Raw genomic sequence first — 17,593 nt, forward strand, 5'->3', positions numbered from 1 at the left:
AAGCACTCATATTTTTACACCTAGCCTGAATATGAATAAAAATTATATCATGTTATTTCTTGCATAAGCTACTCTATGCAAGTTGGTAAATTATATTGATGGTTCTGCCTTGAGTAAGTTACTTTTTGAAGAATATCAGCCGCTAGCTGCGATCGCTACCACCCCCACCGCAGCTAAACTCCTTTTGCCGCTAACTCAGGCAATCGGTGCAATTCTCTGGGTGCCAGAATCTTTGGGAGGCGGGCAAGATGCCCACCCCACAACAGGAGATGCCCACCCCACAACAGGAGATGCCCACCCCACAACAGGAGATGCCCACCCCACAAGAAAAGTTTATAGTGGTTCGCTGAAAGAACATCTATCTAATATATGGCAGGAAAATCAAGGTTTGATTTTCTGTTTGGCGACTGGTGCGGTTGTGCGATTAATTGCACCTCTGCTGGAGGATAAATCTCGCGACCCGGCGGTGGTAGTTGTTGATGAGGCGGGTAAATTTGTCATCAGTTTATGTAGCGGACATCAAGGCGGTGCTGATAAACTGGCAAATGCAGTAGCACTCCAACTTTCTGCTACACCGATCGTCACAGGTGCATCAGCAGCATTGGGATTACCGGGTATCGATATTTTGGGAGTTCCTTTCGGTTGGCATAAAGGCGAAGGTGATTGGAACAAAGTAGCTGGTGTGATTGCTAGAGGCGAATCAGTACAAGTTTTTCAGGAAGTCGGTTCGACTTTATGGCAATTGCATCTTCCCGAAGGACATCCCTTTGATTTTGAAGGAACGGAGGAACAGAGGAGCGGGGGAGCGGGAGAGCGGGGGAGCGGGGGAATCAGTCCGAAAGCGAGGATTTGGATAAGTTTGACGCAACGGAGATTTTCCCCTGAGTCGGATTTACCGAAAGTGCAGTGGCATCCCAGAGTATTGTGGGTAGGGATAGGTTGTGAAAGAGGAACATCGAAAGAATTAATCGAAACAGCGATCGAACAGGTTTTTCGGGCCAATCATTTAGCGCTTGGTGCGATCGCAGGTATTGCCACAATCGACCTAAAAGCAGATGAACTTGGGTTAAGGGAACTGTATTTTGATCGGAATTGGCCTTTACGTATTTTCCCCGCCCAAGTGTTACGTAGTTTCACTGTCCCCAATCCCTCAGCCGTTGTCGAAGCGGAAGTCGGCACTCCCAGTGTAGCTGAGGCTGCTGCTCTGTGCGCGGCGGGAAGTGAAACTCTGCTGGTTGCCAAACAAGTTTTCCGCTTGGAAGGACAAGCTGGGGCTTGTACTGTAGCGGTTGCACAAGCAGAACAAGAATACACCGGACGTACCGGAAAATTGTTGCTTGTTGGCACTGGGCCAGGACAATTAAACCAAATGACGCCAGCAGCTCAAACAGCCGTTGCACAAGCTGACGCTGTAATTGGTTACTCGCTCTACATTGACTTGATTTCGCCGCTGTTGCGTCCGGGTCAAATTGTGGAAGCTTTACCGATTACTCAGGAAGTGCAAAGAGCGCAAAGAGCGATCGAACTTGCCAATTGGGGATTATCTGTGGCAGTTGTCTCTTCTGGAGATTGCGGTATTTACGCTATGGCTGGATTGGTGCTGGAAGAATTGCAAGCGCAAGGCTGGGATGGCAAAACGCCAGGGGTGCAAGTGTTTCCAGGGATTACGGCGCTGCAAGCAGCTGCCTCTCGTGTGGGTGCGCCTTTGATGCACGACTTCTGTGCAATTAGTTTGAGCGATTTGCTCACACCTTGGGAAGTAATTGAGAAACGATTGCAAGCGGCGGCGATGGCGGATTTTGTCACGGCTTTGTACAATCCGCGATCGCGCACGCGCACCGAGCAAATTGCGATCGCTCAGTCAATCTTCTTGCAATATCGCGATCCCAATACCCCAGTTGCGCTTGTCAAAGATGCCTATCGTCATTCCGAGCAGATTACTATTACTACACTCGACAAAATGCTGGAAAGCAACATCGATATGCTGACAACTGTTATCGTCGGCAACTCGAATACCCGCACTCACGCCGAATGGATAATCACGCCACGCGGTTACAAAGTAGGCGAAGTCGATCGCCATTAGCGATCGGTCATTAGTCAAAAGTTATTTTCATTTGTGATGATTTCTTCTTCACCAAGGCTGATGACCGATGACCGATGACCGATAACCAAACATAGGAGAATCTATGCTGGACTTTTTGGAAAGCTTTTTTGCTCCAAGTTCGTTTATTCCACAGGTAAATTGTAACTTTTGGAAACTAGATTTGGTGTTACTCCATGTAGCATCAGATTCTCTAATTGCTCTAGCTTATTACTCTATTACCATCGCTCTATTTTACTTTGTACAGAAGCGACAAGACTTACCATTTTATTGGATATTTCTCTTATTTGGGGCTTTGAGCGTTTCTGGCGGAAATACTCACATTATGGAAATATTGACGCTGTGGTATCCAATTTATTGGTTATCCGGTTTTGTCAAAGCCTTTACTGCCATAATATCGATATACACAGCAGTGCTAATGCTACCTCTAATTCCCAAAGCATTAGCATTGCCAAGTACAGCAGAAATAGAAGCAGCTAACTACAAGTTAGAAGCAGAAATATTCGTCCGCAAGCATATGGAAGAACGGTTGCGTTCGTCGCAACAAATGCTCCAATTGGTGATGGACAATATTCCTCAAACTGTATTTTGGAAAGATAAAAACTTAGTTTATTTAGGTTGCAATCATAGCTTTGCACGAATGGCTGGTTTGGCAAATCCAGAAGATATCGTCGGTTTAACAGATTACGACTTACCGTGGAAGCCAGAAGAAACAGAGTTTTTCCGAGAGTGCGATCGCAGAGTGATGCAGACGAATACGCCAGAGTATCACATCATCGAAACTATACAGCAAGCTAATGGCAAGCAATCTTGGTTGGATACTCATAAAATTCCCCTCCACGATGCGGAAGGAAATGTGGTAGGCATTCTGGGTATGTTTGAAGATATTACAGAACGCCGACAAGCAGAGTCAGCGCTGCAACAAGCGAAAGAAGAACTGGAAAATCGTGTTGAGAAACGTACAGCGCAATTAACTTATGCGATCGAGCAATTGCAAAGTGAAATTGCCTATCGTGTGGAAGCAGAAGCGGCACTGCGCCAAAGTCAAGAGCGGTTACAAGAAATAGCAACTAGGGAAGCATTGCTCAACCGTCTTGCCAATCAAATTCGCAGTTCTCTAGACCTAAACATTATATTGCAAACTGCTGTGCAAGAGATTCGCGATTTACTGCAAATCGATCGCTGTATCTTTGTTTGGTATCGACCCGATTCCTCTGCTTTCTCCTCTGAGGTAGGCGTTGTAGGAGACAGAGGGGGGTTTTGGGAGTTTGTACAAGAAGCCAGGAATTTGGCTTTTCCTAGTTTGATCGGTTATAAGGTTCCTGTTACGGCAGTTAGTTTGTTAACAGAAAGAGCTTTTGATAAGCAAATAACTCGCGTAGATAATGCCAGAGATTTAACCGATCCTTTGGAGCGAAGGTTCTTTTTTAGTGTAGGTTATACGGCTTTGTTGGCATTGCCGATACACACTCAATCCGGTGAAATTGGTGTAGTTAGTTGCGCTCACGTTAGCTGTTATCGACCTTGGCGAGATAGCGAAGTGGAGTTGCTGCAAGCTGTTGCCGATCAAATTGCGATCGCGATCGATCAAGCAGCTCTTTATAAACAAAGCCGCACTGCTGCTGCTGTTGCCCAAGCTCAAGCACAGCAGTTAGAACAAACTGTGCGAGAACTCAAACACGCACAAGCACAACTCGTGCAAAGCGAAAAAATGTCTAGTTTGGGACAGCTCGTGGCTGGGGTCGCTCACGAAATTAACAATCCCGTTAATTTTATTTATGGCAATATCAGTCATGTCAATCAATATACTTCCGATTTACTTTCTGTGGTGCGACTCTACGAGAAATATTACCCCCATCCTGCGCCGGAAATTGAAAGCGAGTTGGAGGCAATTGACATTGATTTTGTCAAAGAAGACCTACCAAAAACTTTGTCTTCGCTGAAAATAGGAGCCGATCGCATCCGTCAGATTGTCCTTACTTTGCGGAATTTCTCGCGGCTAGATGAAGCCGATATGAAAGCGGTAGATATCCACGAGGGAATTGATAGCACTTTGCTGTTGCTACAAAACCGCTTGGGTTCCCAGGTGGGAGTCAAGGAAAAAGGGCAAATAGTTTATCCAGCTATTCAGGTTATCAAACAGTATGCCAAATTACCTCTAGTGGTGTGCTATGCCGGACAGCTTAACCAAGTGTTTATGAATATTATTCTCAATGCAATTGATGCTCTTCAAGAGGGTTCTAGTTGTGCTTTAGTTGGAAGGGAAAAATCCGCTTTACGACCTTCTCAAACAAAGCAACCTACTATTTGGATTACTACAGAAGTTAGCAATAGTAATCAAGTAATAATTCGCATTGGCGATAATGGCCCTGGTATGACTGAAGAGGTAAGGCAAAGGGTTTTCGATCCGTTTTTTACTACTAAACCTGTGGGTTCCGGTACGGGTTTGGGAATGTCGATCGGTTACCAAATTGTTGTGGAAAAGCACGGCGGTCAATTGACCTGCATCTCAGCACCAGGACAGGGGACTGAGTTTGTGATTCAAATTCCAATTCAAAAATAACATCCGTGCGTGTAGTTGAGGCTGATGGAGAGGATTTTCCGGTCTATATCATACTTACTTATTTCTGTCAAGCCATTTTACCGGACTCAATCTCTAGAGCGGTCTTAATTTGAGTATCTAAAGAAAAAAGAGATCGTTAAATCAGTAGGTAATTATGACGACTTTAGCCCTAAAACTACTACTGGCAACAATTGGTAAATTTCAGCATAAATACAGTTGTAATTTCCACCAGCTATTAATATATGATTAAATTTAACTTTAAGATAAATTTATAATATTTTAATCAATATTTATTAAATAAAAAATAACAGAATTTTTTAATTAGCATAGAAATTTATAAAAGTCACAGGCAACTGTGGCAAGTAATAATATCCAGGAGAATCGATGCAACCGTTTTTGCAAAGCTTTTTCGGCGTAGAGCCATCTATTTTATGTGACGATCGCTACATTTGTCCGCCCGGTTTGGCGTCGCTACATATGGCATCGGATACCTTAATTGGCCTCATACATTATGCGATTGCGATCGCGCTCGCTCTATTTCAGCAAAGACGACGGGATTTGCCCTATGCAGGCGCATTTATTGTGTTTGCCGTGGCGATCGTGTTTTCTGGCACAACGCATTTGATAGAAGTGTGGACGTACTGGCACAGCGTTGCCGCTAAGATAAGTTTGAATTATATTTACTGGTTATCGGGTTTGCTGAAATTTTTTACTGTTTTAGTATTATTTTATACATTGTACCGACTGAAGCCGATCGTTAGCAACACGCTGGCCTTGCCAAGCTTAACAGAAAACGAAGACCGCGCCAAAGCTGCCAAAGCCAGTCAAGATGAAACGCACAAATATTCCGATTATATAGAAAATATTACAGAGGGAAAGGAGGCTATTGAAAAACTGCGAACTGCCAATCAAACATTGCAAACGCTGATCGAAGCTTCACCCTTGGCTATTACTACTATCAATATGCAAGGAAAAGTGACCGTATGGAACCCAGCAGCAGAGAAGCTTTTTGGTTGGAGCAAAACTGAAGTTTTAGACAAATTTATCCCGATTATTCCAGCAGGTCTACGTGAAGAATTTGCACTCATTCTTGAGGCTGAATTTCAAGGCAAGCCACAAACTGCTTTGGAATTACGCAGACAAAGAAAAGACGGTTCGTTAGTTGATATCAGCCTTTGGACAGCACCCTTTTTCGATAGCAATGGCGTTGTGGCTGGCAGCATCGGTTTATTCATTGATATTAGCGACAAAGTTCGAGCCGAACAAGCGCTACGGCAAAGCCAAAAGCAGCTGATGGGAATTATAGATAATTCCCCAGCAGTTATCTTTGTTAAGGATACTGAAAGTCGGTATACTCTGATCAACCGTCGCTTTGAAACTCTTTTTCACGTTGACCGAGAAGGAATTAAAGGTAAAACTTGCTACGATATTTATCCTCGCGAAATAGCCGATAAATTGCGCGAGAACGATTTGAGGGTACTCGCGGCTGGAACTGCGATCGAAAATGAAGAAGTTGTGCCTCAAGATGACGGTCTGCATACTTATATTTCCGTTAAGTTTCCTCTCTATAACAGTAGCGATAAACCTTATGGAATTTGTGCGATCGCGACTGATATTACCGAACGCAAACGGATCGAGGAGGTACTGCGGGAGAGCGAAGAGCAATTCCGCGCTACATTCGAGCAGGCAGAGATCGGCATCGGGCATTTCGGATTAAACGGTCAATTTATTAAAGTCAATAAAAGGTTTTGCGATATTATCAGTTACACTGAAGAGCAATTACTGAAGCTCTCGTTCGAGGATATTACTCACCCAGATGACGTGATGGCGAATTTGACACAGTTTCGATCGCTATTGGCGGGTGAAATTTCTACTTACTCGATGGAGAAGCGTTACCTTACTCGGCTTGACAGGATTGTTTGGGTAAATCTTACCGTTTCGCTTGTACGATCGTTCTCTGGAGAGCCGAAATATGTAATTGCAGCCATTCAAGATATCAACGATCGCAAAGAAGCCGAGTCGGAACTCAAAAAATCTCTCAAGGAATTGTCCGACCTCAAATTAGCTTTGGATCGAGCCGCTATTGTTGCTATCACTAACCGCCAAGGAAAAATCACCTACGTTAACGATAAATTCTGCGCTCTGTCTCAATATTCTCAAGAAGAACTGATTGGCCAAGATCACAAAATTATCAACTCTGGCTATCATTCCAAAGAATTTTTTCAGGAATTATGGTCAACCATTAAAAGCGGTAAAATTTGGAAAGGAGATATCAAAAATAAAGCGAAAGATGGTAGCTTTTATTGGGTAAAAACTACCATTGTTCCCTTACTGGGTGAAAGAGGAAAAGCTTCTCAATTCTTAGCGATTCGCTTCGACATTACCGATCGCAAGCGAACTGAAGAAGACCTGGTGCGAAGCGAAGCAAAATTTAGAGAATTAGCTACTAGAGAAGCGCTACTGAATCGACTTGCCAGTCAGATTCGCAGTTCTTTGGATATTAATATTATTCTGGAAACAGCAGTTACAGAAATTCGCGATTTGTTGCAGATCGATCGCTGTCTGTTCCTTTGGTATCGACCTACTGACCCCACGCAGAAGATGTCTGTGCCAGAAGAAGAAAAAGAGGGAATTTGGGAAGTTGTTCAGGAAGCCAGGAATTTAGCATTTCCTACTTTATTAGAGCGCAAGATTCATGTTATGGCACTGGGGCCATTGACAACCAAAACTTTTAATAAGGAAATAACTCGGATCGATAGCGTCAGGAATTTGACCGATCCGATAGAACGAAGGTTCTTTTTCAGCGTCGGCTACACGGCTTTATTGGCATTGCCGATACATACAACATCCGGCGAAATTGGTTTGGTTAGTTGCAGTCATTCTAGCGGTTCTCGACCTTGGCGAGATGAGGAAGTGGATCTGCTGCAAGCAGTTGCAGATCAATTGGCGATCGCGATCGACCAAGCGGAACTCTACAAACAAACTCGCACAGCTGCTGTGAAAGCGCAAGAGCAAGCCACCAAACTAGAACAAACTCTGTACGAATTGCAACAAACTCAAGCTCAATTGGTGCAAAGCGAAAAAATGTCCAGTTTGGGACAAATGGTTGCTGGTGTCGCGCACGAAATTAACAATCCCGTTAACTTCATCTACGGCAATATTACCCCTGCCAAACAATACGTCGCAGATTTGATCGACTTGCTGGAACTGTACCGAAAATTCTATCCCAATCCTGTGAAAGAAATTCAAGAACAAGGAGAAGAAATTGACTTAGATTTTATTAAGGAAGACTTACCCAAAATCCTTGGTTCGATGAAAATGGGTGCCGATCGCATCCGGCAGATTGTCTTATCCTTGCGGAACTTCTCCCGATTGGACGAAGCGGAAATGAAGGCTGTTGATATTCATGAAGGTCTGGATAGCACATTGTTGATTTTGCAAAGTCGCTTGAAAGCAAAAGCAAATATTCCAGAGATTCAAGTTATCAAAAATTACGGTGAATTACCCAAAATTCAGTGCTATGCCGGACAATTAAATCAGGTATTTATGAATATATTAAATAATGCGATCGATGCTTTAGAACAGCCATCAATTAATGAAGATAGATCGATTAAGATTACTACAGAACTTAAAGACAGCGAGCGAGCCATTATTCGGATTGCTGACAATGGGCCAGGGATGACAGAAGAAGTACAGCAAAGAGTTTTCGATCCATTTTTTACAACCAAACCAGTAGGTTCTGGCACAGGTTTGGGAATGTCAATTAGCTACCAGATTATCAACAAACATAGCGGTCAATTAACGTGTAATTCAGCACCGGGAGAAGGTGCGGAGTTTGTTATAGAGATTCCGGTTAGTCAGCAAAGATAGTATAGCTAGGGCGTCGGGCGTCGGGGAAGAAGTCTTTAGAATCAAGGGTTTGGTACAAGCAACTACCTCTGGTAATGATAGCTGAAAGGAGAGGAAGCGATCGCACAATTTCCGGAATTCGGAGAGCGATCGCCATAGCAGTTGTTAACTCATCACAATAACCTCTGTAAAAAAGTTTCTAATTCATTTCTTCCTTGTTGGGTAATCAGGTTGTAAATCACTTCTTCTCGATTGTTGGGAGTGTAAAACCGATAGAACCTTCGATCCTCATCAACTCGACGCACGTAAACGAGGGGAACACCGACAGAGGCGAGTAATCCAGCTTTTTTGCGATCGCGCACCTGTGCATCTAGCGAATCGTGGTACTGAGATTGACACTCGACAACTAACTTGGCTTTGCGGGTAGCACGATAGCCTCGTTCGATCGCAGCGATATCCACTCTGGAACTGACCCAGAATTTCCAGAGGTCATCGGGAAGACGGTAGAAGGTTTCCGGACGAGAACAGATCGCTTCTAATGGGACTTGGGGACAGTAACGGAAGCGATCGCCTAATACCATTTCCAGGATATCCATGATTACCATTTCCAATTCGTTCGCGATTTCGCCGCTTTGGAAGTGAGGGAAGGTTTGCAGCGAGTCATCATCGCTATTGAAGTTGAAGTCGTCTGAGTGGTTGTAAGAGAGGGAGTAAGTCATTTCATTAAGTTTGAACTCGATAATTTGAGACTATCGAGATCGACCTCTGCTTCACCAGAGCAAAACGGTTCAGAATAAAGTGAACCGTTCTGAACTGGTCAAGTAGGTTGGCGGTGATTATGCTGGTTTTAGATCTTGCACCTGTGCTGAAAGCCCGCCTGGGGTTCAAACCCCAGCGTCATAGCGAAAGTCCACTTAAGTGGACTGAATTTCTTACTCAGTCGTCTTTAGACGACTTTCGCTATTAGACGGGGAATTGATTCCCCGTCGGGTCAGAGCAACTGGTGCAAAATCTCAGGGTACTTTTCAAGGTGTTGGTTATTAGCAATGAGTCAAGTACAGAAATCTCGCAGCGTTTGGATCGATGAAGCAGGTCGGGATAAAGTTCGCTTACGGATGGCTGAACTGAAGAAATCTGACAGTCAAGATAATAAAAGAGGAAAAACCTGCTGGACGCCAGAATATCTTGCACCTCAAGCTCATGTAAGTTTTAGCACAGTCAAACGCTTGCTTAGAGGGATTCCAATAGATAGGGATTATGCCATATCGATATTTAATACTTTAGGTTTTAAGCCACTGGAGTTTATTGCTGAACATGATTTGAAATTGCAGCCTAATACCAAAGATCCAAACCTAAACTTTACGATCAATTGGCAATTAGTTTGTCAAGAAATGCTTCAAGAACAACAAGAGGAACTGAGATTCAGACGGAGAGCAACCGAACAAGGATTTGAGGTTAGGGTATATGTACCCCTTGGATTGGTGGAACGCAAACAGCAGCAGCGCCGCAGTGGAATTTTGCCAATGGAAGAGGTACATCAATTAGAGAAAGAAGTTATCATCCGAACTTACAAGCATGATGAATTCCTAAATGGTGTAATTGGACAGAAATCTGCTGACAAAAATAAGCATATTGCAATTGTTGGTGAACCGGGTGCAGGTAAGACAACTTTGTTAGATGCGATCGCAACTCACATCCAAAAAAATACTGAAGATTTACCTATCTGCATTTCGCTGGGAAGCTTGCAAGGAAAGAAACTCAAAGACTACATTCTTGAGGAATGGCTACCGGAAGCGATCGCACTAACTTATCCTGACATTGATGTAGAGACATTTCATCATAATTCTCTACAGAAAAGGTTGCGCCAAGGAGGGGTTTGGCTATTGTTGGATGGCGTTGATGAGATGGGAGAAATTTCGCCAGCAAAAGCACTTGAGAGTATCCAAAATCAGCTTACTAATTGGTTAGGAAACGTGCGGGTTGTGTTAACTTGTCGCACTAATGTTTGGGATGCTAATCTCAACAATCGTCTCAGCGGTTTTGATACCTACAAAACCCAGCATTTTGAACTCGCAGATATCCGACTATTTATCAAGCAATGGTTTGGATTTGCTGGAAAACCAGAGTTAGGTAAAATTTTGCGTCAAAAGCTGAATGAACCGCAGCGCGATCGCATTCGCCAATTGGTAGAAAATCCGTTAAGGTTAGCTTTGCTGTGCCAAGTTTTCCATAAAGATAAGCAAGCCGAACTTCCTGAAACAAAAGCTGCTCTTTACGAACTGTTTGTCCGCTATTTCTATGAGTGGAAACCAACACAGTCTAGTGTTGATTTGACAACTCAACCAGGATTAAAAGAAGAATTACATCAAGCTCTCGGTCGATTATCTATAGCAGGATTGGATGGCGATGCTCGATTTCGTTTACCAGAAAATTTAATCCAAAAAGAAATGGGCGATCGACTTTTTAAATTAGCTTGGGAATTGGGTTGGCTGAATTTGGTCGATCGGGAAGCTAGAACGGATGAACCTGTTTATGCTTTCTTTCATCCGACGTTTCAGGAATATTTTGCTGCTTTGGCGATCGATGATTGGCACTTCTTCCTTAACCACGACAACGAAAATCCTAACCCATTTAAGAAACATAACAATAAAGATTGCGTATACCGCATTTTTGAGCGACAGTGGAAAGAGGTGATTTTGCTTTGGTTAGGGCGACCAGAGGAACAAATGAAACAGCAAAAAGAGAAGATTATCAATAATTTGGTAGACTTTGAGGATGGATGTGGCTCTTTTTATTCTTTTTATTATTATCGAGCATATTTTCTTGCATCATCAGCAATTGCAGAGTTTTCCGAGCATACTTTGGCAGATCAAATTGTAAGGGAAATTGTCTATTGGAACGTTAGGGCTCCTTTTCCTATTAGAGATGCAGCCAGGGAAGTAATGAAAGAAATTGAAAAGGAGAGAGTAATCTCTGCTTTACGCGAATGGCTCGATCGTACCAATGATAAGGATGAATTTCACCGTTTAGAAGCTGCTTATAGCCTATTGGAAATAGACTCTAGCAATCAAATTGCAATTAATGCTTTAATCCAGTTAATTAAGGCTGGTATACCTTTCAGCCAACAAGCTGCCGATGTTTTGGCGCGAATTGGCAAAAGTAATCAAATTATTATTAACTCATTAGAACAGGTTATTCAAAATCATCATTGTGAACAAAGTCGAACAATAGCTGCTTTGTGCTTAGCAAAAATTAATCCAGGTAGCAGAACTGCACTTGAGGTTTTAGTCCAAATTATTCAAAACTATGAAGATAAAGAATTATACTGGGAAGCAGCTTATATCTTGGCGGAAGTAGATCCTAATAATCAGACCGCAATACTTTCTTTAATCGAGCTAGTCAAAACATTCCCAGCAGAAGATAGCGCATTCACTCGAAATCAACATGGTGCTAATAATGAGCGATTAAACAAGATTACAAATGGTGTATTACTTATGTCACCTTGCGATTATCTCTGTCCGTCTGTATCTTTTTTCTTAATGCTGTTTGACTGGCAGAAGCTAAAGGACTATCCCGCCGCTATTAATGCCTTAGTGAAGTTGCTCGAAACTACTCCATCTGAGTATTTACGTATGCAAGCAGCTGAAAGATTAGGAGAAATAGACAGAGATAATCAAACAGCAATTATAACGCTAGTAGAGCTAATCCAGGCTACAAATAATGAGAATATCCGTTGCAAAGCAGCTTCAATCTTGGGGAAAATAGGCAAAGGTAATCAAACAGCGATCGCCGCTCTTATGCAGATGCTTGAAAATCCTGAATATGACCTCACTCGTCTATCAACTGCTTATAACTTAGGGTTAGTTGACCCTGGAAATTCCACAGCGATTAACTTTTTAGTCAACTTAATCCAGACAACTGATGATATAGACACTTTTATCAAAGGGGTTAGTAGTTTAGTAAAAATAGACCCTTGTAATGAGACTGCGATATCATTCCTACTTGAAGTGGTTAACATTACCAAGGATGAAGGCACTCTTCTCGATACCTTTAACTGCTTGTGGAAAATCAAGTCACAGAAGTATTTCCCAAAAGTGGTAACAGCGTTAAAGGGTTACTTAAAACCTGAATATTTGAAAAATCCTGCTCCGTTGTTTGAGGATGCCTACTACGTCATCTGGCATTGCGCTCAAAACATGAGTTATCCAGACTTTTATCGCGCTTGGCATAATTTACCACCCTGCACACATCCAGAAGCACCCGATAACATCCCAGTTGGTAACTCCTCCACTACTCAACGCCTCAACTTTACCCAACTTCCTTCAATTCTTCGTTCTGCCATTGCTGAAGATGAAGAACTAAATCAAGCAGTACAACTAATTTGCATTGATGGTAGCCAATTTAGCGACCAAAATAACCCTGCCACTGATATATACATCGAAATGGTAGAACAAGGTTGTCCAGAACAGCAGGAAGAACCAAGCACAATGCAGCAGCTTAAAAAATACTGGCGGCTACGTTTGAAAAACTTAGAAAAACGAGTTGCTTTACTATTCTACAACTCGAAAGCCGATCGCGAATTCAGCGAAACTTGCCTAACTGCGCTGAGTACGTTTGGAGGTGCGATCGCAATCATAACCACTCAACGCTGTGAAAATGTAAAACTTATTTCTCCCAACGATCCAGATCTCATCGATGCGGTTTTAAAGTGGCTGAGACGAGATGTTTTAGAAAGTTGAAAAGAAATTTTGGGAAAAGTGCGATCGCGCTTTTTCCCATCTTATACCTATTTCTTCTTTAGCTACTCTATTTGTCTTCTATATCAATATTAAGTGCTTGTTTAAATGTCTCCATAGTCAGATAAAGAGACAGGGGAATATTCGGCAATTCCTGAAAACCAAACTTTTTGTAAAATCTCTTAGCTTCTTCATCTATGGCATCAACTCTAACGGCAAAAATACCGATCAGTTGAGATATGTTAACTGCCTTTTCTAAAGCATGGAATAACAGATGCTTTCCTAAACCTCTTCCTTGCATTGATAAATCTACAGCTAGTTTACCAATTAGGATAACTGGCATGGGATATCTGGGTAAATTTTCCCTCAGTTGTGCGGGTAATTGTTCACTAGCGATCGCACCTGCACAGCAGGAATAATAGCCAGCTACGATCTGAGTATTTTCAGATGAAAAAGCTACAAAAGTTTTGCTTATTCCGTTTAGGTCGTTTTTCAGCGCATATTGTTTTAAATAACGATCTAGTTCTGCGTTCCCAGAATTAAAACGGTCTTTTCTAAGACTACTAGCACTACGCCCTATAGCATCTATTGGAGAGATAACCCAACTCACAATTGTTTACTCTTTAGACGCACGACACTCTTTCACTAAAGCAATTAAACCCTCTGAAGGTTCCGGTGGATTTAACATCGTATTTATTACCATTTCCCAATCACTTTCTGACACTTGCAAAATTGGATTACCAAAAGCTGCTGGCCCGTTTATAATAGCATCTGCTTCTGCAATGAATTCTTCCAGCAGAAATAAATAAGCATACCAATTCAGTTTTATTACCGTACTACCTGGAGTTTTAACAAGTGATAACATTGTGTTTTTTGGTAATTTAGTTACATAGTAATTATATCCTATTTAAACTATGACTATCTCACCGATCGCTACTACCATAGAAAGGCTCTCTAGCATGACTGCTCTATTTTATCACCTTTCTAGATGTTGGCGATCGCTCACCGGATATGATATTTGTCCGATCGTAGAAGTGAGCTAATTTAGTTAAAACCGCTTCCGCCAAGACCTCATAATACTAATAATCAACCACAACCCCAAGAAACTCGCAGCTGCAAATAACCCCGTACTCAAAAAAGATAGCTGACTTGTCTGCGCGTTCGTAGAAATAATCGCCGCACCCATAATCAGCGAACCTACTAAAATGCTAAACGATAGCCTATTTGCGGAATCATCTAAACTGCGACGCATCAAATCCAGGTCTTTTATCGTGATATTCCACTTTAATGTTTCGGTGGTGATTCTGTCTAACAGCAATTCGACTTGGCGGGGAGATTCCAGCGACAAACTCTTGAGATCCAAAGCTGTTCTCAACAATGTTTGCAGGGGGTTATCTCCTAACAATTGCCTGCGGAACAAATCTGTCAGCAAAGGTTTAACTTCGTCTAGCAGATTCACCTCTGGGTCAAATATCCGTCCCGCACCTTCTAAGTTGGCGATCGCTTTCGCATATAAACCCATATTGCTGGGCAATCTTATCTTATTATCGCGGGCAACTTGCAGCACTTCATAAAACACTTTACTGAAGTTGATTTCCGACAAATTTCTGTTATAATACTTCCGCAACATTCGGTCATAATCGTTTTCCAACTTAGCCAAATTAGTCGATTTCGCTGCTTCCGCTAATTGCAAAGTTAACTGACTGCAACGCTGGGCGTCCATATCGACGATCGCTAACAGCATCTCCGTCAAAATTTGCTGGCTGCGCGGGTCTAACCTCCCCATCAAACCGCAATCCAGCAAAGCAACTCGGCCATCTTTCAGATAAAATATATTGCCGGGATGGGGGTCGGCGTGAAAAAATCCATCTATATATAGTTGTTGGATAAAAGCGCGGAATAAAAGTCTTGTCACCTGCCGTCTTTTTTCTGCCGGAGAAACTTGTTTACCGTTATTCCCATTTTCCTCATTTGTGAAAGTTGCCGATAAAAGCGGCACTCCATCCATCCATTCTAAAACGAGTAACCTTTGCGTAGTTACATCCCAGTGAACTTGCGGAACTACCAATTGTTTGGGGTCAAACCAGCGACTCACAGACATATTGCGCCGCAGTTGATCTGTGTAGCTCGCTTCTTTGGTAAAATCTAATTCATCCTGCAACGCATTGGTGAATTCTTCCGCTAAACCTTTGAAATCGTAGGTTTGACCGAAGTCGGTGCGATCGACTAATTCGGCGACAAACCGGATTAAATTGATGTCTTGTTCGACAACGACATCAATTCCAGGACGCTGAACTTTCAATGCGACATCGCGTCCATCTGCTAAAGTGGCTTTATGAGTTTGCGCGATCGAACCGGCAGCAACTGCTCTAGGATTGATCGAAGTAAAGACTTCTTCTAAAGGCTGGCGCAACTCTTGACGCAGTACAGTTTCGATCTCTACCCAAGGTACTGGCGGTACATCGTCTTGCAGAGTCGATAATTCTTCTATATAAGATGATGGCAAAAGGTCGGGACGAGTGCTGAGCAACTGTCCCAATTTTACATAAACAGGGCCTAATTCTACCAATATTTTACGGAGAACTGCTGGCGGCGGCAACTGCGGCTCATCGGCTTTACCACCAGTAAGCAGCCGTCGCATATAGTCCCACCCATTGCGGAGGACAACTTCGATGATATCGCGCTGACGAGAAACGCTTTGAGTTAAAAACATAGTTGGTAAGTCAAAAGTCAAAAGTCAAAAGTCAAAAGTCAAAAGTCAAAATTTTATAATGACTGCTAACTAATGACGAATATTGATAAGTGTTATTTGGGCTACAGATTTTTTGCGGCTGGATATTAGGAACCGAAAAAATTAGCCACACTTAAGTTGTAGCTGAAAACCAATACTCTTGCATCTGCCAAGAGTTTTAATGATTAGGGAAACTTTTCTTCTCCCTAGCCCCTAACCCCTAACCCCTAGAGTAGATCTGTGAACTTTGGATCGTCTTGCAGTTTTTTGAGAACCTGCTTAATCTCCTGGGTGCGGTCTTTTTTCACGATCAGGGTAACATTGCGATCGCGCACGATCACCACATCCTCCAACCCAATAGTAACGATCGTCTCATCCTCCCCATTGGCGTAGATAATTGACCCCTTTGTATCCAATCCTACATGAGTAGCTAACTCCACATTCAGCTTATCGCCTTTGAGCAAACGTTCGATCGCATTCCAATCGCCCAAATCATCCCAGCCGAAAGACGCCGGTAACACATACGCCAGATTTGTTTTCTCCATCAAAGCGTAATCGATACTCTTCTTCGGCAATTGCGGATAAGCAATTACACTTTTTTCTGCCAAAGGATAGATGATTTCCGGCGCGTGGGTGCGGAGTTCCTGGAGGACAACCCCAGCGCGAAACACAAACATCCCGCTATTCCAACTGAAACGACCCGTCGAGAGAAATGTTTCTGCCGTTTCGCGATCGGGTTTTTCTGTAAAGCGACTCACCCGGTAAGCGGGTAATTCCCCAAACGTGCCTACCTGTTCCCCTTGTTCAATATAGCCGTAACCGGTAGAGGGATAATTGGGTTTAATCCCCAAAGTGACGATCGCTTCTTTTTCAGCCGCTAATTGAGTCGCTGCATTAATAGTTTCCTGAAAAGCCGACTCATCAGCGATCCAGTGGTCAGCGGGGAAAAATCCCACCACAGCATTGTCGCCGTAGCGCCGTGCAATTTCCAGCGTTGTCCAAGCTACCGCCGGTGCAGTATCGCGTCCTTCCGGTTCTACCAGCAAATTGTCAACTGGCAAAAGGGGTAATTGCGATCGCACACCGTCAGCTAGTTGACTGCTCGTACAGACCCACAACTTCTCCCAGACACCAGAAAATGCCAAAAGGCGATCGGACGTTGCTTGCAGCAGACTTTTGCCGCTACCGTCCAGACTTAAAAACTGCTTGGGTCGATGCTTGCGGCTGAGAGGCCAGAAGCGTTCGCCTTTACCACCAGCAAGGATAACAGGAATCAAAGAGCTAGTCATCGCTTGTTTTTACGCTACCTCGCCCTATCGTACAAAGTTTATCCCGATTTGGCTTACCCCGACGCCTTTTTTCTAGGGGCTAGGGGCTAGGGATTAGGGGTTAGGGGCAAGGAAAGAGGGAAGAGGGAGAGGGGAAAGGGAAAAGGGAAAAAGGAGAGAATTAATCTTTTCTCTCTTTCCTCTTGCCCTTTCCCCTAGCCCCTAATCCCCAATCCCTTTTTTTTGACTTTTCTACGTTCTTTCCGGTCAAGCTATAATCTCGTTGACTTGTGTGTGAGTAATGACACACCAAAGTTGTGGATTTTTAGGTGTGGTAGGAGTGTG

General features: G+C 43.1%; 11 protein-coding genes. 5 read left to right on the plus strand and 6 right to left on the minus strand.

The window, feature by feature from the left end; all coding sequences use genetic code 11:
- Positions 1-82: 82 nt before the first annotated feature.
- The 3 genes from cobJ (at position 83) to H6G03_RS21000 (ending at position 8,534) form a co-directional block, all read left to right on the plus strand.
- Positions 83-2,083 (plus strand): precorrin-3B C(17)-methyltransferase, encoded by a 2,001-nt coding sequence (cobJ, locus tag H6G03_RS20990; RefSeq protein WP_242060441.1) that lies wholly within the window; start codon positions 83-85, stop codon positions 2,081-2,083.
- A gap of 103 nt (positions 2,084-2,186) precedes the next feature.
- Positions 2,187-4,664, plus strand: coding sequence for an ATP-binding protein (locus H6G03_RS20995; protein ID WP_199315400.1), 2,478 nt, complete (start codon positions 2,187-2,189; stop codon positions 4,662-4,664).
- Positions 4,665-5,048: 384 nt separating this feature from the next.
- A complete protein-coding gene (locus H6G03_RS21000) occupies positions 5,049-8,534 on the plus strand; it encodes a PAS domain S-box protein (RefSeq protein ID WP_190467854.1) in 3,486 nt (1,161 codons plus the stop codon).
- Here H6G03_RS21000 and H6G03_RS21005 read toward each other — a convergent pair.
- Positions 8,518-8,670 carry a hypothetical protein gene (locus H6G03_RS21005; protein WP_190467858.1) on the minus strand — a complete coding sequence of 51 codons (153 nt, stop codon included), beginning with the start codon at positions 8,668-8,670 and terminating at the stop codon, positions 8,518-8,520. The genes H6G03_RS21000 and H6G03_RS21005 overlap by 17 nt on opposite strands.
- Before the next feature lie 16 nt (positions 8,671-8,686).
- Positions 8,687-9,232, minus strand: coding sequence for a PDDEXK family nuclease (locus H6G03_RS21010; RefSeq protein ID WP_190467861.1), 546 nt, complete (start codon positions 9,230-9,232; stop codon positions 8,687-8,689).
- Positions 9,233-9,559: 327 nt separating this feature from the next.
- Here H6G03_RS21010 and H6G03_RS21015 point away from each other — a divergent pair, with 327 nt between their 5' ends.
- A complete protein-coding gene (locus tag H6G03_RS21015; protein WP_190467865.1) occupies positions 9,560-13,252 on the plus strand; it encodes an NACHT C-terminal alpha/beta 1 domain-containing protein in 3,693 nt (1,230 codons plus the stop codon).
- Positions 13,253-13,319: 67 nt separating this feature from the next.
- Here H6G03_RS21015 and H6G03_RS39315 read toward each other — a convergent pair whose 3' ends face one another.
- Together H6G03_RS39315 and H6G03_RS21025 are read right to left on the minus strand one after the other, a co-directional pair.
- A complete protein-coding gene (locus H6G03_RS39315) occupies positions 13,320-13,859 on the minus strand; it encodes a GNAT family N-acetyltransferase (protein ID WP_322111947.1) in 540 nt (179 codons plus the stop codon).
- A gap of 6 nt (positions 13,860-13,865) precedes the next feature.
- Positions 13,866-14,114 carry a type II toxin-antitoxin system TacA family antitoxin gene (locus H6G03_RS21025; RefSeq protein ID WP_190467868.1) on the minus strand — a complete coding sequence of 83 codons (249 nt, stop codon included), beginning with the start codon at positions 14,112-14,114 and terminating at the stop codon, positions 13,866-13,868.
- Positions 14,115-14,163: 49 nt separating this feature from the next.
- Here H6G03_RS21025 and H6G03_RS38920 point away from each other — a divergent pair, with 49 nt between their 5' ends.
- Positions 14,164-14,292 carry a hypothetical protein gene (locus tag H6G03_RS38920; protein WP_255512262.1) on the plus strand — a complete coding sequence of 43 codons (129 nt, stop codon included), beginning with the start codon at positions 14,164-14,166 and terminating at the stop codon, positions 14,290-14,292.
- Positions 14,293-14,297: 5 nt separating this feature from the next.
- Here H6G03_RS38920 and H6G03_RS21030 read toward each other — a convergent pair whose 3' ends face one another.
- Entirely contained in the window at positions 14,298-15,962 is a 1,665-nt protein-coding gene (locus H6G03_RS21030) for an ABC1 kinase family protein (protein WP_190467871.1), read from the minus strand.
- A 245-nt stretch (positions 15,963-16,207) separates the two neighbouring features.
- On the minus strand, positions 16,208-17,269 hold the full coding sequence (locus H6G03_RS21035) for a mannose-1-phosphate guanylyltransferase (protein WP_190467876.1): 1,062 nt from the start codon (positions 17,267-17,269) through the stop codon (positions 16,208-16,210).
- Between the last annotated feature and the right edge of the window lie 324 nt (positions 17,270-17,593).

Source organism: Aerosakkonema funiforme FACHB-1375 (assembly GCF_014696265.1).
GTDB classification, from domain to species: Bacteria; Cyanobacteriota; Cyanobacteriia; order Cyanobacteriales; family Aerosakkonemataceae; genus Aerosakkonema; species Aerosakkonema funiforme_A.